We start from the raw sequence: 23214 nt of genomic DNA, 5'->3' as shown, positions 1-23214 counted from the left end.
GCGTACGCCCAGGTCAGACCGAGCGGTGGTACTGATCCGGCACGTGCACGTCACCGCCGAGCTCACGGGCCGCGTGCCGCGCCCAGGACGGGTTGCGCAGCAGCTCGCGGCCCAGCAGCACCGCGTCCGCCTCGCCGTTGGCGACGATCTTCTCCGCCTGCTCGGCCTCGGTGATCAGCCCGACGGCGGCGACCGGCAGCCCGGTCTCCTCCTTCACCCGCGCGGCGAACGGCACCTGGTAGCCCGGGCCGACGGGGATACGGACGCGCGGGGCGTTGCCGCCGGTCGACACGTCGAGCAGGTCGACGCCGTGCTCCTTGAGCAGCGCGGCGAAGCGGACCGTGTCGTCGCCCGTCCAGCAGGCCGTCCCCTCCAGCCAGTCGGTGGCCGAGATCCGGAAGAACAGCGGCAGCTCCTCGGGCCACACCTCCCGTACCGCGTCGACGACCTCCAGGGCGAAGCGCGTCCGGTTCTCGAAGGAGCCGCCGTACTCGTCGGTGCGGTGATTGCTGTACGGGGAGAGGAACTCGCCGATCAGGTAACCGTGCGCCCCGTGGATCTCGACGACCTGGAAGCCCGCGTCCAGCGCGCGGCGCGCAGCGGCCGTGAACTGCCCGGCGACCTCGTGTATCTGGTCCCGCGTCAGCTCGTCCGGCACGGGGTGACCGTCGTCGAAGGGCAGCGGGCTGGGGGCGACCGGCTGCCAGCCGTGCGCCTCGGCACCCACGGGGGCGCCGCCCTTCCAGGGCTGGTCGGTCGAGGCCTTGCGGCCCGCGTGGGCGATCTGGATGCCGGGGACGGTGCCCTGGCCCTTGAGGAAACCGGTGATCCGGCGCAGCGCCTCGACCTGGGTGTCGTTCCAGATCCCGAGGTCGTACGGGCTGATCCGGCCCTCGGGGGACACGGCGGTCGCCTCCAGCAGGATCAGCCCGGTGCCGCCGGCGGCGCGGGCCGCGTAGTGGGCGAAGTGCCAGTCGTGCGCCACGCCCGCGTCCGGGCCGAACGCCTCGGCGCTGTACTGGCACATCGGGGCCATCCAGACGCGGTTGGGGACGGTCAGCGACCGGAGGGTGCGGGGCTCGAACAGTGCGCTCACGGCGGACTTCATTCAGGGCGGAACCGGTGGGGTACGACTCGTACGATAACCATCGTAGTACGGGAACTGTCAAACTACGAGGGACCTCGTACAATGGGGAACCCACCCGATGCCTCTGGAGCCGCCGTGACCACCGCGACCAGCCCGCGCGAGCTCGCGCACCCCGCGCGCGACGAGATCCGCCTCGAAGGCGTGCTCCACGCGCTCTCCGACCCCATGCGGCTGCGCGTCGTCCGCGAACTGGCTGCGGCCGGTTCCGAGGTGGCCTGCTCGTACATCGAACTGCCGGTCGCCAAGTCGACCAGCACCCACCACTTCCGCGTGCTGCGCGAGAGCGGCGTCATCCGCCAGACCTACCGCGGCACCGCCAAGATGAACGGCCTCCGCCGCACCGACCTGGACGCACTCTTCCCCGGCCTCCTGGAGGCCGTCCTCGCCGCCGCCGAAGGCCAGGCCGCCCGCCTGGGCACCCCGTAACAGCCCGTAACAGCCCGTAACCGCCCGTAACCGCCCCGCGGCCGGCCACCCGCGACAGGGCGGCGGCTCAGCTCTGGCCGGCAGCCGTCAGGAGGCCCTGCCAGTCGGGGATCTTGACCGGGCCGCGGCCCAGGGTGCGGCCGAGGGCCGCCTCCGCCTGTTCGATGGACAGCCAGCCCGGCCACTCCACCGGCCGATGGCCCCACGCGCGCAGGGCGGCGAGCGGGTCGTCCGCCACCGTCCGCCGGGCCAGGGCCGGGGCGTCCGCCAGCAGGGAGCCGGCCGTCTCCTTGGCGCACGGCCGGTTGGTGCCGATCACGCCGGTGGGACCGCGCTTGATCCACCCCGCGACGTACTCGCCCGCAGAGGGCACCCCGTCCCGCAGCACCCGCCCCGACGCGTGCGGCACCGTCCCGCGCGTCGCGTCGAACGGCAGCCCGTCCAGGGGCACCCCGCGGTAACCGACCGCCCGCAGCACCAGCTGCGCCTCGACGTCCTCGTACGCACCGGTCCCGCGCACCCCGCCCGCACCGTCCGGAACGGTGCGCTCGAAACGTACCCCCGCCGCCCTGCCGCCCCGCTCCAGCACCTCCACCGGCCGCAGGAAGAACCGCACCCGGATCACCCGCTCCCGCGGCTCCCATCCGGTGGCCTCCGCCCAGGCGCGCACCACCTCCACATTGCGCCGGTTGACCGCCGGGAGGCCCGCCGGGTCCGCGTACGCCGGGTCCAGGGCCAGGTCCGCGGGGTCCACCTCGACCCGCGCCTGGGGCATCGCGCCCAGTTCGCGCAGCTCCTTGGTGGTGAACTTGGCCTGCGACGGGCCCCGCCTGCCCACCATGTGCACCTCCCGCACCCGGCTCGCGGCCAGCGCGCCCAGCGCCGCCTCCGGTACGTCGGTGGGATGCAGCTCCTCGGGGCCGCGCGCCAGGATCCGTGCGACGTCCACGGCCACGTTCCCGACGCCGATCACCACGGCCGACCGGGCGCCCAGCACGAAGCCGTTGGCGGCGGCGTCCGGGTGCGCGCTGTACCAGGACACGAAGTCGGTGGCCGAGCAGCTCCCGGGCAGGTCCTCGCCCGGTACGCCCAGACGGCGGTCCCGCGCCGCGCCGACGCAGTAGACGACCGCGTGGTAGAGCTCCAGCAGCCGCTCGGGCGTCAGCCCGCCCCTGCCGACCTCGACATTGCCGATGAAGCCGACGCGCTCGTGCTCCAGGACCGTCCGGAGGTTGTTCTGCAACGACTTGATCTTCTCGTGGTCCGGTGCGACCCCGTAGCGCACGAGCCCGTACGGGCACGGCAGCCGGTCCAGGACGTGCACCCGCACGTCCGGTACCGCGGTCTGCTCGACCAGGGACTGGGCGGTGTAGACCCCACTGGGCCCGGAACCGACGACGGCGACACGAAGCACGGCTGCGCTCCTTCCCGCTGGGACTCCCAGCATCGCACCGCCGCGCCCACGGGGGGAGGTGCGGTACGTACGGACGTGCGCCGACGGAGTGCCGGGGGGCCACCACCATCGTTCCCAGGACACCGTCACATGGAGCGCATACGGTTGATCTCGGCCGTCTGCTGGGCGATCACGTCGTTGGCCATCTCCTCCACCTGGACGTTGTTCCCCTCCGACAGCACCTCGCCGGCCATGGTGACCGCGCCCTGGTGATGGGTGATCATCAGCTTCAGGAACAGCTCGTCGAAGGCCTCGCCACGCGCGTCGCGCAACTGGGCCAACTGGGCGTCCGTCGCCATACCGGGCATCGTGCCGTGGTCATGGCCCGTGTGCGGCCTGGGTCCACCGTTGTTTTTCAGCCATCCCCGCATCGCGTCGATTTCTGGCTGCTGCGCCGCTGCTATGCGCGCGGCCACCTGCTTCACCTGCGTCGATGCCGCCTGCTTCGCGGCGAGCGCGGTCATCTCCAGGGCCTGGCCATGGTGGACGATCATCATCTGCGCGTAGCTGAAGTCCGCCGAGTTGGGCGTGTCGGGCGGGACGGCCTCGCGCGCCTCCTCCGGCGAGAGCGTACGCGCGGGTTCGCCCGGCTTTCCGGGCGCGACCACCGCCGGGCCGCCCTTCCCGGCCGCCGCCTGGGGCTGAGGTCCGTCCTCCGTTCTGGCGGGTGCGGACTCGCATGCCGCCAGGGCGAGTACGGCGGTCAGGGCGGCCGCCGCCGCGACACCTGCGCTGCGCTTCGACACGAGGACCCTCCAGAGGCGCGTCATGAAGTCTCTGTTGCCATCTATTGAGATGTGCATGCAAAGGAAGATACTGCCGGGGTCCATGACCCGTTCACCTCCGAACGGCGACAAGGGAGGACGACACAGTGACCTCGTTGCGCACCACTCACGTGCGACGCAGACGTCTGGGCGTGGCCACCGCCGCGGCCGGTCTCCTCGCGACACTCCTGACGGCCGGCCCCGCGGCCGCCGTACCCGACCCCGGAGACGCTCCCGCCCCACAGGGCACGGTCTCCTCACAGCAGCAGGCGGAAGCCCTCGCGGCCATCCGTTCCGGTGAGACTCCCGGCGTGGACGAGATCGTCCACAGCGACAACATCACGCACGTCGCCAACGTCCCGCGCGATGCCTTCACCGGCATCAACTCGGACCTCGCCTTCCAGGGCCGTTACGCCTTCGCCGGCAACTACGACGGCTTCCGCATCTTCGACATCAGCGACCCCGCGTCGCCCACGACCGTCGCCCAGGTCCTCTGCCCCGGTTCCCAGAACGACGTATCCGTCTCCGGCAACCTCCTCTTCCTCTCCACCGACTCCTCGCGCAGCGACAACTCCTGCACCAGCACTACGCAGCCCGCGACCGAGAAGTCCTCCTGGGAGGGCATGAAGATCTTCGACATCAGCGACAAGCGGAACCCCAAGTACGTCGCCGCCGTCGAGACCGCCTGTGGCTCGCACACGCACACCCTCGTCCCGGAGCGCAGGAACGTCTACGTCTACGTCTCCTCGTACTCGCCGAACGCCGCCTTCCCCGACTGCCGGCCACCGCACGACGGCATCTCGGTCATCAAGGTGCCGCGCAAGGCCCCCGAGAAGGCCGCGGTCGTGAACTTCCCCGTCCTCTTCCCGGGCGAGGGCCCCGACGGCGGCGGCAACCCCGGCGCGCCCACCAACCCGGGCGTCTCCAAGACCACCGGCTGCCACGACATCACCGTGCTGCCCTCCAAGGACCTGGCGGCCGGCGCCTGCATGGGCGACGGCATCCTCATGAACATCGAGGACCCGGAGAACCCGAGAGTCATCGACCGCGTCCAGGACAACGTCAACTTCGCCTTCTGGCACTCCGCGACCTTCAACCAGAAGGCCGACAAGGTCGTCTTCACCGACGAGCTGGGCGGCGGCTCCGCCGCCACCTGCAACGAGCGCACCGGCCCCCACCGCGGCGCGGACGGCATCTACGACATCGTCGGCAAGGGCGACAAGCGCAAGCTCGTCTTCCGCAGCTACTTCAAGATCGACCGCCACCAGGCGGACACCGAGAACTGCGTCGCCCACAACGGCTCCCTCATCCCGGTCAAGGGCAAGGACCTCATGGTCCAGGCCTGGTACCAGGGCGGCGTCTCGGTATGGGACTTCACCGACTCCGCCAAGCCCAGGGAGATCGCCTACTTCGAGCGCGGACCGCTCACCACGGACACGATCATGAGCGGCGGCTCCTGGTCCGCCTACTACTACAACGGTCACATCTACTCGAACGACGAACGCAAGGGCTTCGACGTCCTCAGGCTCGACGACCGTCGTACGGATGCGGCGAAGCGCGTGCGGATGGACGAGCTCAACGTCCAGACCCAGCCGGACTACTTCGACGACTTCGACGACGACAACGACGACAACGACGACGACTGAGCCGGCCCCGTGGGCGTTCCGCCGGGCGGCCCGTCGTCCGGCGGGACGCCCAGCTCCCAGTCCAGCCCGTACCGCTGGAACAGCTCGGCGCGCAGCCGCGCCCGCGGCATCGGCGCACCCGGCAGCAGCACCGCGAACACCGCCCCCATCAGCAGCGCCCGCAGCAACGGATAATCCGCGTCCACGTCCCGCACCCCGTACCGGTCCACCGTGTCCCGCAACAGGGACGCCAGCCGCTGCTGCTCCGGACACTGCACGAACCCCTCCGCCTGGAGGATCCCGGCCATGTGCGTACGCATCAGCTTGGGCTGCTCCACCGCGAGGCCCAGGATCGCGTCGATGGCTCGCGCCAGCCGCTCGCGCCCGTCCTCGCTGCGCGGCTCGCGCTCCAGCGCCGCCTCCAGGGTCAGGTGCATCAGCCGGTGCACCGCCGACTGGAGCAACTGCCGCTTGCCGGGGAAGTAGTACGAGACCAGCCCACGCGCCGAACCGGCCCGGTCCGCGATGTCCGCCAGGGTCGTCGCCTCGTACCCCCGCTCGGAGACCAGCTCCACCGTCGCCTGCAGCAGCCGCTCCCGCGAACGCCGCCGCAGCTCTTCATTGACCGATGCGCTGCGCGGGGACATGCTTTAACTCCTGCGTTGACTGGCTCGCAGCCAATATACTCAGAGGCGTGCCGACCGGACCGGGCGACGCGGGGGATCGTCCGGTCCGGGACGGCCTGTATCGACGCGTGCGGCCGACCGGCGGGTATGGCCGCCGACGCACGCGGTCAACCGAGCAGTTCCAGCACCGGACGGAGGCCATCGGGCCGCTCCTCGGCCGGCAGATGGTCCACGAAGTGCACGGCGCAGCCCAGGCTGGCCGCCCCGCCGTCCGCATATCGGCTGTCACCGACCATCAGCACATCACCCGGCTCCTGCCCGAGCGCCTCGCACGCCACCCGGAACAGCCGGGTGTCCGGCTTCTGGACACCATGTTCGTACGACAGGACGTAGGTGTCCACGAAGCGGTCCAGGCCGTGCGCGCGGAACACCGGCCGCAGGTCCCAGCCGATGTTGCTGACCACCGCGACCCCGAGGCCCCGCTCGCGCAGCGCCCCCAGGACCTCGGCCGCGTCCGGGTACGGCCGCCAGGCGGCGGGTGTCATGTGGCGGTCGTAGAGCGCGTCGTACAGCCCCGGAGCGGGCAGCTCCACCTGTCGGGCGAGACCGGTGTACGCGGCGCGATGGCGTTCCGTGGTCATGTCGCGGGTCGCCCACAGCTCGGCCAGCCGCTCCGGTACGCGTCGCGGAGCCGCCCCGCCGGGCAGGGCCCCGGCCGCCTCCAGCTCCCGCGCCCACCGGGCGACGGCCCCCGGGGCGGCCGCCGAGCCCTGGATGCCTGCCGCGTCCAGGACGGCGCGCAGCCAGACGTCGGTGGGCTCGACGCGGAAGAGGGTTCCGGAGAAGTCGAAGAGCACGCTCTTGATCGTCATGCGGTGATCCTTGCCCGCTCAGCCGCGGCGCGACAAGACCGTCCGCTCGTACGTCAGGACGGCGACGGCCGCCAGACACACCCCCAGCAGCCAGCCGCCCACCACGTCCGACGCCCAGTGCACGCCCAGGTACAGCCGGGTCAGCCCCACGCCCACCACGGAGACGGCACCGACGACCAGGGCGGCGGCCCGCAGGCGCCGGCCCGCGCCGAACCGGGTCAGCAGCCACAGCAGCAGCCCGCAGGTGAACGCCGCCGTCATCGCGTGACCCGAGGGGAACGCCGCGAAGTGCGCCGAGTCGACCGGATCCGGCCACCGCGGCCGGTCGCGGCCCACCACCGCCTTCAGCAGGTGCTGCACGGCCGCACCGAACACGCTCGCCGCCCCCGCCCACACGGCCAGGAGCCGCTCCCGGCGCCACCACAACCACACCACGGCCACCGCGACCAGCACGCGCATCGTCCACGGATCCCACACCCAGTCGCTGAGGATCCGGTTGGTCACAGTGAGCCCCGGAGAGCGTACGGCCGAGTCGTGCAGCCGGTCCGCCACCACCCGGTCGAACGAGACCAGCGGCCCCCACTCGGCGGCGACGAGCACCAGCAGCACGGCCACGAGGGCGCCCGTCGACAGGGCGACGGCGGAGGTGGAGACGGAGACGGAAGGAGAGCGTGTGGGGGAGGGCATGGGATGATCCTCCCCGACCTCCGCCCGGCTATCCCCTGCCGGCCCTCCGGCTACCCCAGGGCCCTCAGCGCCGGCTACCCCAGGGCCCTCAGCGCCGGTACGAACGCCACCAGCAGTGGCACCACCGGTACGAGCGCGGCGGCGGCCGTCAGGCGCACGCGCCGCCCGGCCGTGAGGCGGGGCGCGGCCGTCAGGAGGCGGTTCACCCGGTGCGGCAGCTGGGCGTCCGGGGTGGGACACGGGCCGAACACCCCGCGGTGCTCGTTCAGTTCCACCAGCGCGAGCGCGATCGTCAGCCGCCCGTACCGCCTGGACGCCACATCGTCCGCGGCCAGCTCCACGAGCCGGTGCATCTGGTCCCGGAAGGCGCCGAACACCGGGATCTGCGGGAACCCGGTCGCCAGCGCCGTGGAGCAGTGCAACAGCCAGTCGTGCCGCGCCCGCGCGTGCCCCTGCTCATGGGCGAGCACCGCATCTAGCTGACGCCCCTTCAGGCGGCGCAACGCGGCCGTGGTGACGACCAGCCGGGGTGCCGTCCCCGGCAGCCACCAGGCGTCCGGCCGCTCGCCCTCCAGGAGCACCAGCGGCTCCGCCCCGGGCTCCTCGCCCGGCAACAGCGGTGAACGTACGAGGAGTTCGGCGTGCCGCCGCCGGTGCCGCGCCCGGGCCCGGCGTACCTCCCGGGTGAGCATCGCGCCCGTCCACAGACCGCCGCACGCCAGCAGCACCGCCAGCACGGCGGACCACGGGCCGTGCGCGCCCAGCTCGTAGGCCTCGACCACCGCGCGCGGCGCGGGGGCGAACACATGGCCCCGTACCGCCTGCCAGGCGGCCGCCGCGCTGAACGTCATCGACAGCGCGAAGCACAGCAGAACGGCCGCCACCACGCACTGCCACACCCACAGCGCCACGACCGGCTCGCGCTCCGGCCAGTCGACCCGCGCCAGCAGACGCGGTGCCGCTACGGCGGTGAGAAGGCCGAGCCCGAGCAGCGCGAGGGAGACCAGCATGCCCTCACCATAGGAGCGGGGGACTCCCCACCGGTATGGCCTGGGACGTCAAGTGACGCACACCACGGAATCCGAAGCACCCGCGCTACGGATTCCAGCGCGGCGCCGGCCCCTCGCCGAACGGGCCCGAGCGCGACGAGGTGTCCAGCCGCCGCCCGGGCGGAGCCGACGTGGACGGACGGGGGACCGGAATGGATTGAGCTGACGTCAAAACGTAATAAGAACACGTCTCCGCCGCCGGTAAGATCATTTTGCACATTCTTACGCCCGCGAGAGATGCCAGGAATGAACATGAGACTGCGAAGGGCCCTTCCCGTTGCCGCCGTATTGCCGGCCTTGCTGGCGATATCCGCATGCAGCGGCGAATCGGCGGACTCCGGCGAGAACAAGCCGAAGGCGAGCGCGAAAAGCACGTCGGGCGCGGACGCCAAGGAGGAGGCCGAAGCGAAGCGTCTGGGGGCCCTGGACAGCAAGGCACTCGAAAAGGTGGTCCTCACCGGAAAGGCCGCCGGATTCGACGCCAAGAAGATCGCGAAGGCGGAGGTCGAGGCCGGCCGCAACATGGAGGCCGACAACAAGACCTGCCAGCCCCTCGCGAGCCTCATCGGCGGCTTCACCCACATCAAGCCGGTCAGCGCGGCGCACCGCTCGCTCCAGCCCGTCGAGGCGACCAACGCCACTGTGGGTTCCATGTGGCTCGTCTCCCACTCCGAGGAGAACGCCGTCCGGGTGATGAAGGACCTCCGCGCGGCCGTCACCGCGTGTCCCAAGGGCTTCAAGACGCTGGGCCTCACCTACGGCAAGGTCGCGGGCCTCACGGCGCCGAAGCTGGGCGACGAGGCCGTCGCCTACCGGATCACCGGCGACATCGGCAAGCAGAAGGTGCCCATGACGTACACGGTCGTGCGCAGCGGCGGGGTGATCGCGGCGTTCTACGGTGTGAACATGCTGGACGCGAAGAAGTCCGCGATCCCGGAGCCGGTCGTCAAGGCGCAGCTGGAGAAGATCGGGAGCACGAAGGGCTGAGGCCGCTCCCCGTACGAAGGAGAAGCCGCTCCCGTACGAACGAGAAGTTGCTCCCCGTACGAACGAGAAGGGGGCCGTCCCCGTGCGAGTCACCGGGGACGGCCCCCTTCCGCGTGCTCTCAGGAGGCCCGGATCGCCTCCGTGATCTCCGCGCCGGTGTGGGCGACGACGAGCGGCCACTCGTCCCTCATCGCGGGGGCCAGGCGCTCTCGGTCCTCGTCCCGCAGGAGGATCAGCGGCCCGCCCGGAACGATGAGCACGGCGTCGAGCCGCCGCAGCAGCTCGGCGAGGAGGTTCATGATCCCCTCCCCTCCGAAGCGGTTGACGGTGATATTGGTGGGGCTGCTGAGGTAGACGTCAGCCCCTTCCCCTGCCCCGGTGCTCACCTGCAGGAAGTTCAACCCGGGGTCCCGTGCCACCACATGGGGGGCGAGGACCTCGTGTGCGGCGCTCATGTCCAGGGGTGCCGGCTCGCCGTTCTCGAACCGGCACACGAAGATGTCAAAACTCATGGTCTCTCCGTATCACGGACGGGCGTCGGCGACCCCGGGAGGCCCGGGGTCGCCGACGACTCGGCTACGGGGCGGCGGGCGGCTCGAAGATCACCTTGATGTGCGCGAGCTCAGGATTCGCCGCGAACAGCTTCTTGGCCTCCAGATAAGGCGCCTCTTCGGCGATGTACCAACTGATGGGAGTACCCGGAGGAGCCCCACGGACCTGCCTCAGAGCCTGCGGCACCCAGTCATCCGCAATGAGCGTCGGCCGGATACCCATCAGAAACGCGTACGTGGGTCCCTTGGCCTCCTGCAGAACACCCGCTTTGTAACCGTCGATCGCCACCACCCCGGTGTCGTTCGGCGTGTTCCTGAGCTGGTATCCCAACCCAGCGGGGATTCCGGTGATCTGGAATTCGTAGGCGACGGCCTTTGCCGACTTGTTCTCGTTGGTGAACACCCAGAAACCGGGCCCTCCCGTCTCGAACCAGCACCCCGGATCGGGCGAGGTACTGGAGGTGGAGTAGGCGGCGAACGAGTAGGCGCGGGGGGTGACGTCGTCGACCTTCTGGCAGGCCTTCTGCAGCCGCTGGATCACCTTGGCGGCAATACCGGCGAGCGCGCCCTCGGCCAGGCCCAGCGAGCGCAGCGCCAGCCAGGCGTCGGTGAAGCCGACGCCTGTCTTGATGGCGGCGTCCATCGCCGTCACCGCGGCCTTCGCCGACTTGAACAGCGCGCCGGCGACGAACCAGCCCGCAGCCCACGCGCAGTCGCCCCAGCTGCCCGACGCGCCGCCCGGTGTGATCTTCTGGGCGCACCCGATGAAGTCGCCGAGCAGGACGTCGATCGGGTCGATGCCCGAGTTGAACTCGACCATCGTGAGGGTGTAGCTGAGCCGCTCGGTCTTGGCCTCCGCCACCTCGGGGCCGAGGTAGACGGTGTCCGCGTCCGGGCAGCCACCCGTATAGGTTTCCGGCGAGGCCAGGCACATGAAGAGGTCGACGTGCGACTTGTACGTGATGTCGGCCGTGACCGTGCAGTCGCCGAAGTGGATGATCGGGTTGCAGTTGTCCTTGACGACGTTCTTCGGTTCGCCGATGTACTCGATGTGGTCGAGGACGGCCCACACCCCGCCGATCCCGGTGGTGACACCCTCCGAGATCTGCTGGTCGTTGCCCGCCGTCTCCGTGCGGTCCGCGGCCTGCTGGGCCTCCGCCGCCGCGTCCCACGCTCCGACGGCGGCCTTTTCCGCCGCCGTCGCGTCGGCCTCCGCCTGGGTGGCGGTGTCGCGGGCACTGGCGGCGTCGGCCTCCGCCTGGGTGGCGGCGGCGCGGGCGCTGGCCGCGTCCTTCTCCGCCTCGGTGGCCGCGTTGTCGGCCGCGGCGGCGTCCTGTTCGGCGTCGCTCGCCGCCCACCAGGCCTTCATCGCATCATCGCCCGCCGACTGGGCGTAGCCGTCGGCCCGGTTCGCCGAGGCCTGGGCGGCCTTGGCGTCCGCCGCGGCCTGGGTGGCCGAGGCCTGGGCGCGCTGGTACGCCTTGGCGGCACGGAGGGCGTCGGCTGCTGCCGCCGAGGCGGCCTGCGCCGCGAGCTTCATGTCCGCGGCGGCCTGCTCGGCCAGAGCCTTCGCCTCGGCGGAGAACCCTTCCGCCATGGACGCGGTGGCGGCGGCCGCCGCCGCCTGCTGCTGTGAGACCGTCAGGGACTGCTGGCCCGTCAGCACCGCGAACGCGGCGGAGCTGTCGACCTCCTGATACGGGCCGCCGAGGGCGATCGCCTCGTTGGCCGGCTTGATCACCGCTGCCGCGGAGTCCCGGGCCGCGAGCGAGGCCTGCACGGCCGCGTGAGCCTTGCCGGCCGTGATCGCCGCCCAGGACGCGGTCTGCAGCGCCTCGGTACGCGCGGCAGCCGCCTCCGTCTTGGCGACCTTGGCCGCCGCGGAGGCCTTCTCCGACTGCTCCTTGGCGCCCTTGGCGTCGGCCGCAGCCGCCTGGGAGGCGTCGATGGCCTCGGCCGCAGCAGCGTGCGCCGCGGCCGCCGAACCGGCCGCGACCAGGTAGGACGCCCAGGTGTCGTCAGCCGCCGCCTTGGCACGGGCCGCGGAGCCCTGGGCCTGGGTGGCCGCCGTGCGGGCGTTGGTGGCCGCGGCGGTGGCCGCGTTGGCAGCCGCGCGGGCGTTGGTGGCCGCCGTGGTCGCCGTGTTCGCGGCGGCACGGGCGTCGTTCGCCGCGGCCCGGGCGGCCTCGGCCGCGTCCGTACCGTCGACGGCGGCGGCATGGGCCTCCAGGGCCGCCGCCTTCGCGTTCAACGAGTCCCGCCGCTGCTCGGCCTCCAAAGCCTTGTCGCGGGCGGCGACCGCATCGCGTTCCGCCTGCTCGGCGTCGCCCCTGCGGGCCGCCGCCGTGGACCCCGCGGCCTCGGCCGAGAGTCGGGCGTCACCGGCGATCCGGCCCTGCGCGACCGCGTCGGCCTCGTGGGCCTTGGCCTTGTCCCGCTCGCTCTCCGCGGTGGCCCGGTAGGCCGCCGCGTTGGCACGCTCCAGCTCGGCGACGGCGCGCGACGCCTGGGCGTCGGCCGCGGCCTGACGGGCCTGCTCCTCCTCGGCGAGGGCGGTCTCCTTGGCCTTCTTGGCCGTCGCGGCGTTCGCCGCGGCCGAGGCCGCGTAGGCGTCGGCGCTGTCCGCCGCGGCCTTCGCCTGGGCGGCGGCCTCCTGGGCGGCGATACGGCGGAACTCGGTTTTCAGCGCGTGCGCCTGGGTCTGCGCCAGGGCGAGCAGCGCCTCGGACGTCGCGACCGTGGCGTTCGCCGCGTTCAGCGCCGTCTCGGTCGCCTTCGCGGCGGCCGTGGCCGCGGCGCCCGAGGCGCGGGTGACCTGGACCGACTGCTGGGCGTACATCAGGCCACGGCCCCGCGGCACCTCGGCGGCATCCGCGACGGCCCAGGCGTCCTGCTGGGCCGTGACCGCGCGCTGGGCGGCGGTGTTGGCCAGACCGGCCTGCTCCTTGGCGGTCGTGACCAGGGCCTGGACCTTGCCGCGGGCCTTCGCCAGGTCCGTCTTGGCCCGGTCGAACAGGGCCTGCTTCGGCTTGAGGATGTGGTCCGGGTCGTTCTTGAGCTGGTCGTGCCAGTACTTCTGCCAACGCAGGATCTGGTCGGCGAGCCACGCCTGCCCGATCGCCTCCACCATGGTGTCGGCGGCGGCCCGCGTGGCGGCGGCGGCGTCGGCCTCCGCCTGCATGATGACCGCGCGCGGGGCGGCCTGGGCGGCGTACTCCGCCTCCCACTCGGCCGAGGCCTGCGAGACGGCCTCGCTCAGGGCGTTGCGCGGGTCCACCGGGTCCTGGTGGTTGCACGTGGCCCACGCCTGCTTGAGGTTCTCGACCTCGATGCGGAATGCCGCGGAGCCCTCGGCGACCTTCCCGGCGGGGAAGCCGCCGTGCCGCAGGTAGGTGGCGATGTCGGTGGAGGTGGTGCCGCCGGTGAACCGGGTGTTGGTCAGGCTGGAGTCCCGCAGCATGGCGTCGGCGGCCCAGTCGTGCCAGCTGTCCTTGCCGCGGTTCTGCTCGGTGATCTCCCGGGCCTTGGCGATCGCCTCCGGGCCGGCGTTGGTGTGCGCGTCCCAGCCGAGACGATCTGCCAGCTTCGCCTGCGCCGCGAGCGTGAAGCCGAGGACCTCGGCGCCGAACTCCGGTGCGTGCAGCGTGATGCCGTCGTCGAACGAGCTCATCGCGTACGGGCGGTTGGCGTCTTCCAGAAGGGCCTCACGGGCCGCGACCGCGTCCATGTAGGCGGTGCTCGCCTGCCGGTCCAGGTCACGGGCTTGCCCCAGCGGCATGAGCCCGAGCCAGCCGATGTCGCCGATGACGGCGTGCAGCTGGCCGTTGGTGCCGCTGAGACCCTCGATGGCCTTGGCCTTCATCTTGGCGCCGCCCGCGTGCAGGGCGACTCCCGCGACGCAGCGCTCCAGGCGCGGGGTGCTGCGGACGTCACTGATGACGGCGGTCAGCTCGTTGAGCCGGCGCAGGGCGTGGTCGGCGTCGACGAAGATCTTCCGCATGCCGGTGGAGACCTTCTCGATCGCCTCCGCGAGCGCGGGCATACGGCCCACGATCACGGCGGACGACGGGATGTCGACCAGCTCCCAGAGGCACTCCTCCACGTCCGACGCGGCCAGGCACTCCTTGACCCTGGCCGGGTCGAGCTGCGCGAAGAGGATCTGTCCGCCGTTGGCGCCGGCCCACTCGACGACGTTCACGGAGACGGCGGCGATGCCGTTCCGGTAGTCGTCGACGCAGGCCTGGCCGCAGGCGTCGAGGAGGATCTTCTCCTCGCGCCCGCCGAGCTTCGGCCAGTTGTCCGCGCCGCCCTTGATGGGCGTGGTGCCCTCGGCGAGGGCCGCCTTGTGCGCGGCCTCGTTCTTCTCACGTTGTTCCTGCTCGGCCTTCTTCGCGGCCTCCTCGGCGGCGGTGCTGTGACCCGTCGCGTCGGACGCCTTGCCCTCCGCGGCCTTGGCCTCCTGCTCCGCCTCGGCCGCCTTGCGCGCGGCTTCCGCGGCGGCCTCGGCGGAGCGTCCCGCCTTTCCGTTCGCCTCGGCGGCGTGCCGCTCGGCGTCGGTGGCCTCGCGGTCGGCCTCCAGGGCCGCGCTGCTGGCCGCGTCCGCGGTGATACGGGCGCTGAGGGCGTCGTTCCCGGCCTGCTCGGCGTGGCCGGAGGCGGTGTCGGCCGCGGTCTTCGCGGCCGTCCGCGCAGCAGCGGCCTCGGCCGCGGACGCCTGGGCGCGGGCCACGGCCGCGACGGCACGGGCCGAGTCGGCCGCGGCGCGGGCCGCGGCCTCGGCGGCGAGCTTCGCGTCGCCGGTCGCCTGCGCGGCGGCCTGCCGCGCGGCCTCGGCGGCCTCCGCCGCCTCGCTGGCCTTGGCCTCGGCCGCCGCCGCCTGCTGCTCGGCGATCGTCTTCGACGACTGGCCGACGAGCACGGCGAACGCTGCCGAACTGTCCTTCTCCTGGTACGGGCTGCCCATGGTGACGGCCTCGGCGGAGGCGGCGACCGCCTCCTTGGCGCTGTCGCGAGCGGCGAGCGCGGCCTGGCCGGCGGCGTAGGCGCGGCCGACGACGGTCGCGGCCGACTTCACCGCCTCGGCCGCGCTCGTCCCTGCGGCGACCGCCTCCTGCACGGCCTTCTTGGCGAGCGCGGTGGCGTTCTCGGAGGCGGTGGCGGCGTTGTCGGCGCGGAGCGCCGCGTCCTGGGACGCGTCGAGCGCGGCAGCGGCGGCGGCGCGCGCCGTGGAGGCCGCGCCGGCGGAGGCGTAGTACGCCGACCACGCGCTGTTCGCGCCGGCCTGGGCCCGCTTGGCGGCGCCCTCCGCCGTGGTGGCGGCGGCGCGGGCGGTGACGGCGGCCGTGGTGGCCTCGTCCGCGGCGGCCTGGGCGGCGGTCGCGGCCTCAGCGGCCTGGTTGGCGGCCGTACGGGCGGTGTTGGCGGCGGCACGGGTTTCGGCGGCGGCGGCCGTGCCCTCGGCGGCGGAGGCCGCTGCTTCGAGAGCGGCGGCGCGGGCCGCTGTGGCCTGCCTCGCCTGGAGGGCGGCGATCGCCTTCTCTCGCGCGGTCTGCGCGGCCTTCGCCTTCTCGTCGGCGACCTTGCGCTTCGCCGTCGCGTCGCTGGTCGCGCTCCCGGCGGCCGTATCGGCGTTCTTCGCGGTGGTCTGCTGGGCGGCGGCCCGCTGCTCGGCCTCCTCCGCCTTGGCACGCTCGGTGGCGGCCTTGGCCCGGGAGGCGACGGCGGTGGCCTGCTCCGCCTGGGCCTTGGCGCGCTCGGTGGCGGCCGTGGCGGCGGCGGTCCTGGCCTTGTCCCGCTTCTGCTCGGCCGTGGTCTGCGCGCTCCTGGCCGCGGTCGCGCTGGTGGCGGCGGCCGTGGCGCCGGCCTCGGCGCTGTCGGCTGCGGCCTTGGCCTGGGAGGCGGCCTCCTCGGCGGCGACGCGGCGGAACTCCGTGTTGATCGCGTGCGACTGCGTCTGGGCCTTGGCGAGCAGCGCGTCGCTGTCGGCGATCGTGGCGTTGGCGGCGGCGAGCGCGGTCTCGGTCGCCTTCGCGGCTGCCGCCGCGGCGGCGGAGGACGCGCGGGCGACCTGGACCGACTGCTGGGCGTACATCAGCCCGCGGCCGCGCGGCACGTGGGTGGTGTCGGCGACGGCCCAGGCCTCCTGCTGCGCGGTCGCGGCCCTCTGCGCCGCGGTGGCCGCCGTGGTGGCCTGCTCCTTGGCCTGGGTGGCCAGGGAAGCCACGTGCGAGCGGATCTTGGCGAGGTCCGCGTCGGCCTGCTCGTACATCGCCTGGTCGGGCTTGTCGAAGACGGGATCGGGGTCGGTGGCGAGCTCGTCCTGCCAGTACTTGCGCCAGGTCAGGATCTGGTCGGCGAGCCAGGCCTGGCCGAGGGCCTCGATCAGGTGGTCGGCCGCGGCGCGGGTGGCGCCGGCGGCGTCGGCCTCCGCCTGGATGATCGTGGCGCGCTGGGCGGCCTGTCCGGTGTACTCCAGCTCCCACTCGGCCATCGCGGCCATGACCGGATCGTTGAGCTTGCGCCGGGGGTCGATCGGGTTCTGGTAATCACAGGCGGCCCAGGCCTGCTTGAGGTCCTCGACCTCGACGCGGTACTCGGCGGAGTCCTTGGCGGGCGCCTCGACGGCGAAGCCGCCGCGCCGCAGGTAGGACGCGATGTCACTGGAGGTCGTACCGCCCGAGTACCGGGTCTCGTCGACCGAGCCCGGGTACAGCATGGCGTCGGCGGCCCAGTCGTGCCAGCTGTCCTTGCCGCGGTTCTGCTCGGTGATCTCGTGGGCCTTGGCGACGGCCTCCGGGCTGGCGTTGCTGTGGCCGTCCCAGCCGAGGCGCCAGGCCAGTTCCCTCTGGACGACGAAGGTGAAGCCGAGCACGTTCTTGCCGAAGTCCGGCGCGTGCACCTGCATGTCGTCGCTGGCCCAGGCCGAGTCCCAGTAGGGCTTGTTGGCGGCTTCGAGGCCTTCCTTGCGGGCCCTGATCGTGTCGCCGAAGACGTTGGCCGCCTCCTCGTCGGCGGTGGAGGCCTGGCCCAGCGGGCCGAAGCCGATCCAGCCGATGTTCCCGACGGTCTCGCGGAGTTGCTCGACGGTGCCGGTGAGGCCCTCGACGGCCTTGGCCTTCATGTTCGGACCGCCGACGTGCAGCGCCACGCCGGCGATACAGCGGTCGAGGCGCCGACTCTCGCCGACGCTGTTACGTATGAAGGTGGTGTCGTCCTCTTCGGGCACCGTGTCTGCCGCGGCGGGCACGGCCTGGATCACACCCAGCAGGACGGCGGCGGCGGTTGTGAGCGCCGTCGCGCTGATGGCTCCGGTCAGTGTGTCCCGTATGCGACGCCGGCGTCTGCCGACGTCTCTGAGCATTGACATGTTCTGCCTGGCAATCTCTCGGCCGGTCGGCAGCTTCAGTCATGGGCATGACAGCTGAACGGCTCGCCGTCCAGACCGCACCATCCCTCCGCACGGCATGTGCCAGCGCGCTCGCCTCTCCCACGAACTGGCGCTGCCGCTTTACGCCGTGACGATGTCACACCCGGGATCCACAAGAAAAGATCAAATAATCTTCACCAAGGCCGCACGGAATCACAGCAGCGGACAAATTGATCCGCCGCTTGATCATCTTGTTACCCGGCGTAAGGAACCCCTCAGGCCTCTGGAACCGACAAGAGGAAAAGGGCGGGTCGACTCACGGCACGAACGGGTCCGCACCCGTCACACGGCCACCAGCATCGCCACCATGGCCAGGCCCATCGACACACGGCAGGCCAGAGCCACCTCCGGACCCGTCCCCCAACCGCCGCCCCCCACCGGCCCGAACGCCCCCACAGCCACCGGCACCAGTCGCAGACCCGATCGCAAGACGTACACGGTGTAGTACGCCAGCAGCAGGCCCGTCACCAGTGGCACTCCGCCCGCCGCACCGTGCGCCGTGTGCGCCCCTCCGCCGCCCCCGGCCATCGTCACCGCCATGTAGACCATGGCCAGCGAGCCCACCAGGTGGTGCACATGGTGGCCGGCGCCGCGCCGGGCCGACCACAGCGCGCGTACCGACGCGGCGCCGAACACCACCGCGTACACCGCCCACGCCCACTCCGGCGGCGCCACCACCGCCGCGGGCACCGCCATCGCGGCCATCCCGAAACCCATCACCGCCTCGTCCACCGCCGCCCGGCGCTCGGCGCCGCTACAGCTCCTCATCCGCGCCAGGCAGTACGCACCGGCCGTCACGCACAGTGCCACCAGCAGCCAGCCGGACATCGCAGGTCCGTGCACGACGTACCTCCCCCTCGACGAGACGGCTCCTGGGACGATGCCCGGACCGGCGAGGGCGCACGCGAGCGCAGGGGCGTACAGGGGGAGCGTGAACAGGGCGCGTTAGGCTCGGTGGCGGACCGCCAGCCTCAAGGAGAGCCATGGACACCGCAGCGCCCCGGAGCGCGGACGAACTGACCTACCGCGACGCCACCGAGGCCGACGTACCGGCGCTCGTCGAGCTGGTCGAGTCGGCATACCGGGGCGACTCCAGCAGGGTCGGCTGGACCACCGAGGCGGACATCCTCCAGGGGCAGCGCACGGACCCCGACGGCGTCCGCGAGGTCATCGCCACGCCCGGCTCCCGCCTCCTTGTCGTGGAGCGGGGCTGCGAGCCGATCGCCTGCTGCCAGCTCGAACACCGCGGGAACGCCGCGTACTTCGGGATGTTCGCGGTCCGTCCCGGTCTCCAGGGCGGGGGTCTCGGCCGGCGCGTCATGGCGGAGGCGGAGCGGCTCGCCGTCGCCGAGTGGGGCGTACGCGAAATGCACATGACGGTGATCTCGGTACGGGACGAGCTGATCGCCTGGTACGAGCGGCGCGGCTACCGCCGTACGGGACGGATGACGCCGTTCCCGTACGGCGACGAGCGATTCGGCGTGCCGCAGCGCGACGACCTCCAGTTCGAGCTGCTGGTCAAGGACCTGGCCTAGGAGGCGGGTTCTGGGCGTGTCCTGGGCGGCGGGTTCCAGGCGGGCCCTGGGCGCGGGCCCCGGGCGCGGCCCCTGGGCACGGGCCCCGAGCCCGGACCCTAGGCGGCGGGCGGTGGCCCGCCCAGTTCGTCTCCCAGGGACGAGCCCGGCTCACGCGGCGTCCCCGGCGGCCGGTCCATCGCTCCCGGCTTGCCCACTGTGCCGGCTCCGCCGGGCGGCGCGCCCTGCCTGTCCGCCTCACGCGGCTCGTCCGTGTGGAACGCCAACCGGCCGTCGCCGACCGTGACGCGCACGTGCGCGCCCGCCGGCAGGCGGCCGTCCAGCAGCAGGCGGGACAGCCGGTTGTCGACCTCGCGCTGGATGGTCCGCCGCAGCGGGCGCGCCCCGTACTCCGGCTGGTGGCCGCGCTGCGCGATCCAGTCGACGGCGTCCGGGTCGAACTCGACCGTGATGTGCTGCGCGCGCATCCGCCGCCGCGTCTCCTCCAGCAGCAGATCGGTGATCCGGCGCAGCTGGTCCTCGTCGAGGCGCCGGAAGATGACGATCTCGTCGATACGGTTGAGGAACTCGGGGCGGAAGTGCTCGCGCAGCGGCCGCAGCGCCCGCTCCCGCATCGCCTCGCCCTCCGCACCACTGCCCGTGGCGCCGAAGCCGACCAGGCCACGGCCGGTACCGATCGCCTCGGAGCCGAGGTTGCTGGTCATCACGATGACCGTGTTCTTGAAGTCGACCGTACGGCCCTGCGAGTCGGTCAGCCGCCCGTCGTCCAGCACCTGGAGCAGGATGTTGAACACGTCCGGGTGAGCCTTTTCCACCTCGTCCAGCAGGAGCAGCGAGTACGGGTGACGGCGCACCGCCTCCGTGAGCTGCCCGGCCTCCTCGTGCCCCACGTACCCGGGCGGGGCGCCGACCAGCCGGCTGACGGTGTGCCGCTCCTGGAACTCGCTCATGTCCAGGCGCACCATCCGCTCGTCGCTGCCGAACAGCGCGTCCGCCAGCGCCCGCGCGAGCTCCGTCTTGCCCACCCCGGTCGGGCCGAGGAACAGGAAGCTGCCGATCGGGCGCCGTGGGTCGGCGAGGCCCGCGCGGGAGCGCAGCACCGCCTCGGCGACGGCCGTCACGGCCTCGTCCTGGCCGATCACCCGCTGCCGCAGGTGCTCCTCCAGGCCCAGGAGCCGGTCCTTCTCCTCCTGGGTGAGGCTGCTGACCGGGATGCCGGTCTGCCTGCTGACGACCTCCGCGATGTCCTCCGCGGTGACCTCGACGGCCGGCCCGTCACCGGCCGGCTGTGCGACGCGCCCCGCCTTGATCCGCTCGGTGATCTCCTGGATGCGGTCGCGCAGCTCCATCGCCTTCTCGTACTGCTCGGCGGCCACCGCCTGGTCCTTGTCCCGGGCCAGCTGCTCCGCCTGCCGCTCCAGCGCCCGTACGTCGGTGTTCGTGTGCGTGCGCAGCCGCACCCGGGCGCCCGCCTGGTCGATCAGGTCGATGGCCTTGTCGGGCAGGAACCGCTCGGTGAGGTACCGGTCGGACAGCTCGACGGCGGCCAGCAGCGCCTCGTCGGTGTAGCGGACCTGGTGGTGGGCCTCGTAGCGGTCCTGGAGGCCGCGCAGGATCTCCAGCGCGTCCTCCGGGCTCGGCTCGGGCACCAGGATCGGCTGGAACCGGCGGGCGAGCGCCGCGTCCTTCTCGATGTAGCGGCGGTACTCCTCCATGGTCGTCGCGCCGATGACGTGCAGCTCGCCCCGGGCGAGGGCGGGCTTGAGCATGTTGCCCGCGTCCATGGAGCCGCTGTCGCCGCCGCCGCTGCCCGCGCCCGCACCGACGACCGTGTGCAGCTCGTCGATGAAGACGATCAGCTCGCCGGAGTGGGTGCGGATCTCCTCGATGATGTTGTTCAGCCGCTCCTCGAAGTCGCCCCGGTAGCGGGTGCCGGCGACGACGCCGGACAGGTCCAGCGCGACGACCCGGCGGTCGCGCAGCGTGTCCGGTACGTCGTGCTCGGCGATGCGCTGGGCCAGCCCCTCGACGATGGCCGTCTTGCCGACACCGGCATCACCGATCAGTACGGGGTTGTTCTTGCCGCGCCGGGACAGCACCTCCACGGTCTGCTCGATCTCCAGGTCCCGGCCGATCACCGGGTCGATACGGCCCGCCTTGGCCATGTCGGTCAGGTCGCGGCCGTACTTGTCCAGCGTCGGGGTGCCGCGCTGCGGCGCGGGCCGCTGGTCGGCTTCACCCACCCACGGGCCCTGCCCGCCGCGCCCGGCGCCGGAGCCCTGCACGGAGCCCGGGTCGAACTTGGCCGCGTTCAGGATCCGCCCCGCCGCCGAATCCGGATTGGAGGCGAGCGCCGCGAGCACGTGCTCGGGACCGATGTACGACGCGCCCGTGTGCCGCGCCAGGTCGTGGGCGTCGAGCAGCGCCCGCTTGACGGCGGGCGTGACGGCGATCCGGGACTGCGGCGGGCCCTCGCCGGCCGTCCGGTCGATCTCCTCGGCCAGGGCGTCCGGATCGGCGCCCGCGCGGGCGATCAGGTCACGGGTGGGCTCGGTGGCCAGGGCCGCCCGCAACAGGTGCTCGGTCTCCAGGTCCGTGCTGCCGTGTTCGGCCGCGTACGAGGCGGCGTCGCCGACCATCCGGCGCGCGGGCTCGCTCATGAGGCGCCCTATGTCGATGTACCGGGGGATGGGCCGCCCACCCGCGGGCGACGATCCCGCCCCGCTCCCGAAGAAGCGGGCCAGAAACTCGCTGAACGGGTCGGAGCCGTAACCCTCCGGACCCATGAAACCGCTGCTCATATGCGTCCGTTCCGGTGTCCGGGAATGGCCGGGACACGCTGTACGAGAAGACCTGCTGGATCCAGGTCGCGGGTTCCCGAGCGCATTCCGGTTACACCTGTGACGAACGGGACACACCGGCTCCGCCCGGCACGGGCCGCCGGACGGAGCCGTATGAGCAGAACCGGGTCCGTCAGGCCGTGAAGCGGCCCGTACGCCGGATCTCAGGGTGATCCGTGGTCGCGCCGTCCAGCTCCAGGGCGCGGACGAGCCGCAGGTGCTGGGGCGTGTTGACCACCCAGCCGATGACCCGCAGCCCCGCCGCGCGCGCCCGCTCCGTGGTCTCCAGCGTGAGCCGGCGGATGTTCAGCGCGAGCGTGGCGGCGCCCACGGCGCGCGCTCGCGCCACGATGTCGTCGCCCCAGTGGCTCGCGATGAGCACCGTCCGCACTCCCGGCACCAGCCGGGCGATCTCGGCGACCGCCTCGTCGTGGAAGGACGACACCTCCACCCGCCCGGCCAGGTCGCGCCGGTGCATCACCTCGGCCAGCGCCCGGGCGGCCGCCACGTCCTTGATCTCCGCCTGGAGCGGTGTCCGCACCGCGTCCAGGACCTCCTCGAACACCGGGATGCGCTCGCCGAGCCCGGCGTCGAGCTCCCGCAGCTCGGCGAGGGTCCTGTCGGCGATGGGCCCGGTGCCGTCGGTCGTCCGGTCCACGTCGGCGTCGTGCATGACGACGAGCGCGCCGTCCTTGCTCAGGTGCAGGTCCAGTTCGATGACGTCCATGCCCGCGTGCTCCGCGCGGACGAAGGACCGCAGGGTGTTCTCCGGTTCGACACCCATGACTCCGCGATGACCGATGGTGAGGAAACTCAAGATCTTCTCGCTTCCGTCGACGGCGGTTGCCGCGCGGTGCCGTGCCACCCGCGGCACCGTCGCAGCCTAACGATCCATGCCCGATACGGAACCCGTCCCGCGCGGGGAAGGGGAGTGATCCGGCCCGGGCGCGGCGACGCCCAGGACGAAGCCGGTGAGGAGGGCGGCGACCAGGACGGCGCGGATGCTCATGGCGTACGGCTCCGGGAGGATCGGATGAGGAAGGAGGACCCCGTCCGTCGTACCGGTGCCGCCCGGCGCGCCGCGAGCTCTTTCACCCGTGCGTGGGCGCGCCTTTGAGGTGTTGACGGAGGTGTACGCGCCGACCGCCGACTGGCGACGCCGCTCGGTGGATGCCGCTGCATCACTCACCCCGGACAGGAAAAACAGCGGCCAGGGTGGGGGTCGG

At 72.5% G+C, this 23214-nt stretch carries 17 protein-coding genes; 4 read left to right on the top strand and 13 right to left on the bottom strand.

The window, feature by feature from the left end:
- Nucleotides 1-13: 13 nt before the first annotated feature.
- The gene (locus tag BKD26_RS06260; protein WP_084896627.1) at nucleotides 14-1096 is read right to left on the bottom strand and encodes an NADH:flavin oxidoreductase/NADH oxidase; all 1083 of its coding nucleotides are present in this window, start codon (nucleotides 1094-1096) and stop codon (nucleotides 14-16) included.
- Nucleotides 1097-1222: 126 nt separating this feature from the next.
- On the opposite strand from BKD26_RS06260, the gene BKD26_RS06255 reads away from it, so the two are divergent.
- A complete protein-coding gene (locus BKD26_RS06255) occupies nucleotides 1223-1573 on the top strand; it encodes a helix-turn-helix transcriptional regulator (protein ID WP_084896625.1) in 351 nt (116 codons plus the stop codon).
- Nucleotides 1574-1640: 67 nt separating this feature from the next.
- Here the strand turns inward: BKD26_RS06255 and BKD26_RS06250 are convergent, their stop codons facing one another.
- Nucleotides 1641-2987 (bottom strand): FAD-dependent oxidoreductase, encoded by a 1347-nt coding sequence (locus BKD26_RS06250; RefSeq protein WP_084896623.1) that lies wholly within the window; start codon nucleotides 2985-2987, stop codon nucleotides 1641-1643.
- A 125-nt stretch (nucleotides 2988-3112) separates the two neighbouring features.
- Nucleotides 3113-3796, bottom strand: coding sequence for a DUF305 domain-containing protein (locus tag BKD26_RS06245; RefSeq protein ID WP_084896620.1), 684 nt, complete (start codon nucleotides 3794-3796; stop codon nucleotides 3113-3115).
- 101 nt (nucleotides 3797-3897) lie between these two features.
- Here BKD26_RS06245 and BKD26_RS06240 point away from each other — a divergent pair, with 101 nt between their 5' ends.
- On the top strand, nucleotides 3898-5436 hold the full coding sequence (locus BKD26_RS06240; protein WP_084896618.1) for a hypothetical protein: 1539 nt from the start codon (nucleotides 3898-3900) through the stop codon (nucleotides 5434-5436).
- On the opposite strand, the gene BKD26_RS06235 is transcribed toward BKD26_RS06240, so the two are convergent.
- The 4 genes from BKD26_RS06235 to BKD26_RS06220 all read right to left on the bottom strand — a co-directional run bounded on the left by BKD26_RS06235 (nucleotide 5388) and on the right by BKD26_RS06220 (nucleotide 8610).
- Entirely contained in the window at nucleotides 5388-6062 is a 675-nt protein-coding gene (locus BKD26_RS06235) for a TetR/AcrR family transcriptional regulator (protein ID WP_084896615.1), read from the bottom strand. The genes BKD26_RS06240 and BKD26_RS06235 overlap by 49 nt on opposite strands.
- A 146-nt stretch (nucleotides 6063-6208) precedes the next feature.
- Nucleotides 6209-6913, bottom strand: a complete 705-nt coding sequence (locus tag BKD26_RS06230) for an HAD-IA family hydrolase (RefSeq protein WP_084896613.1) — start codon at nucleotides 6911-6913, stop codon at nucleotides 6209-6211.
- Between the two features lie 18 nt (nucleotides 6914-6931).
- Complete coding sequence (locus BKD26_RS06225; protein WP_084896610.1) at nucleotides 6932-7600, bottom strand: phosphatase PAP2 family protein; 669 nt, start codon at nucleotides 7598-7600, stop codon at nucleotides 6932-6934.
- Nucleotides 7601-7674: 74 nt separating this feature from the next.
- Nucleotides 7675-8610 (bottom strand): M56 family metallopeptidase, encoded by a 936-nt coding sequence (locus BKD26_RS06220; RefSeq protein WP_084896608.1) that lies wholly within the window; start codon nucleotides 8608-8610, stop codon nucleotides 7675-7677.
- 291 nt (nucleotides 8611-8901) lie between these two features.
- On the opposite strand from BKD26_RS06220, the gene BKD26_RS06215 reads away from it, so the two are divergent.
- Complete coding sequence (locus BKD26_RS06215) at nucleotides 8902-9636, top strand: hypothetical protein (RefSeq protein ID WP_084896606.1); 735 nt, start codon at nucleotides 8902-8904, stop codon at nucleotides 9634-9636.
- A gap of 119 nt (nucleotides 9637-9755) precedes the next feature.
- Here BKD26_RS06215 and BKD26_RS06210 read toward each other — a convergent pair whose 3' ends face one another.
- The 3 genes from BKD26_RS06210 to BKD26_RS06200 all read right to left on the bottom strand — a co-directional run bounded on the left by BKD26_RS06210 (nucleotide 9756) and on the right by BKD26_RS06200 (nucleotide 18456).
- Nucleotides 9756-10148, bottom strand: coding sequence for a hypothetical protein (locus BKD26_RS06210; RefSeq protein WP_084896604.1), 393 nt, complete (start codon nucleotides 10146-10148; stop codon nucleotides 9756-9758).
- Nucleotides 10149-10212: 64 nt separating this feature from the next.
- Nucleotides 10213-17547: a restriction endonuclease fold toxin 5 domain-containing protein gene (locus BKD26_RS06205; protein WP_241518559.1), complete on the bottom strand. Its 7335-nt coding sequence runs from the start codon at nucleotides 17545-17547 to the stop codon at nucleotides 10213-10215.
- A gap of 348 nt (nucleotides 17548-17895) precedes the next feature.
- Nucleotides 17896-18456 carry a DUF5134 domain-containing protein gene (locus BKD26_RS06200; protein WP_084896602.1) on the bottom strand — a complete coding sequence of 187 codons (561 nt, stop codon included), beginning with the start codon at nucleotides 18454-18456 and terminating at the stop codon, nucleotides 17896-17898.
- 140 nt (nucleotides 18457-18596) lie between these two features.
- Here BKD26_RS06200 and BKD26_RS06195 point away from each other — a divergent pair, with 140 nt between their 5' ends.
- Nucleotides 18597-19148, top strand: a complete 552-nt coding sequence (locus BKD26_RS06195) for a GNAT family N-acetyltransferase (RefSeq protein ID WP_084896600.1) — start codon at nucleotides 18597-18599, stop codon at nucleotides 19146-19148.
- A gap of 98 nt (nucleotides 19149-19246) precedes the next feature.
- On the opposite strand, the gene BKD26_RS06190 is transcribed toward BKD26_RS06195, so the two are convergent.
- The 3 genes from BKD26_RS06190 to BKD26_RS39705 form a co-directional block, all read right to left on the bottom strand.
- Entirely contained in the window at nucleotides 19247-21949 is a 2703-nt protein-coding gene (locus tag BKD26_RS06190; RefSeq protein WP_084896598.1) for an ATP-dependent Clp protease ATP-binding subunit, read from the bottom strand.
- Nucleotides 21950-22121: 172 nt separating this feature from the next.
- Nucleotides 22122-22805 (bottom strand): glycerophosphodiester phosphodiesterase family protein, encoded by a 684-nt coding sequence (locus tag BKD26_RS06185; RefSeq protein ID WP_084896992.1) that lies wholly within the window; start codon nucleotides 22803-22805, stop codon nucleotides 22122-22124.
- Nucleotides 22806-22871: 66 nt separating this feature from the next.
- The gene (locus tag BKD26_RS39705) at nucleotides 22872-23177 is read right to left on the bottom strand and encodes a hypothetical protein (RefSeq protein ID WP_143662617.1); all 306 of its coding nucleotides are present in this window, start codon (nucleotides 23175-23177) and stop codon (nucleotides 22872-22874) included.
- Nucleotides 23178-23214 lie beyond the last annotated feature (37 nt).

Source organism: Streptomyces sp. CB03238, assembly GCF_002099185.1.
GTDB lineage: Bacteria > Actinomycetota > Actinomycetes > Streptomycetales > Streptomycetaceae > Streptomyces.
This window is presented reverse-complemented; position numbering and strand designations above follow the sequence as displayed.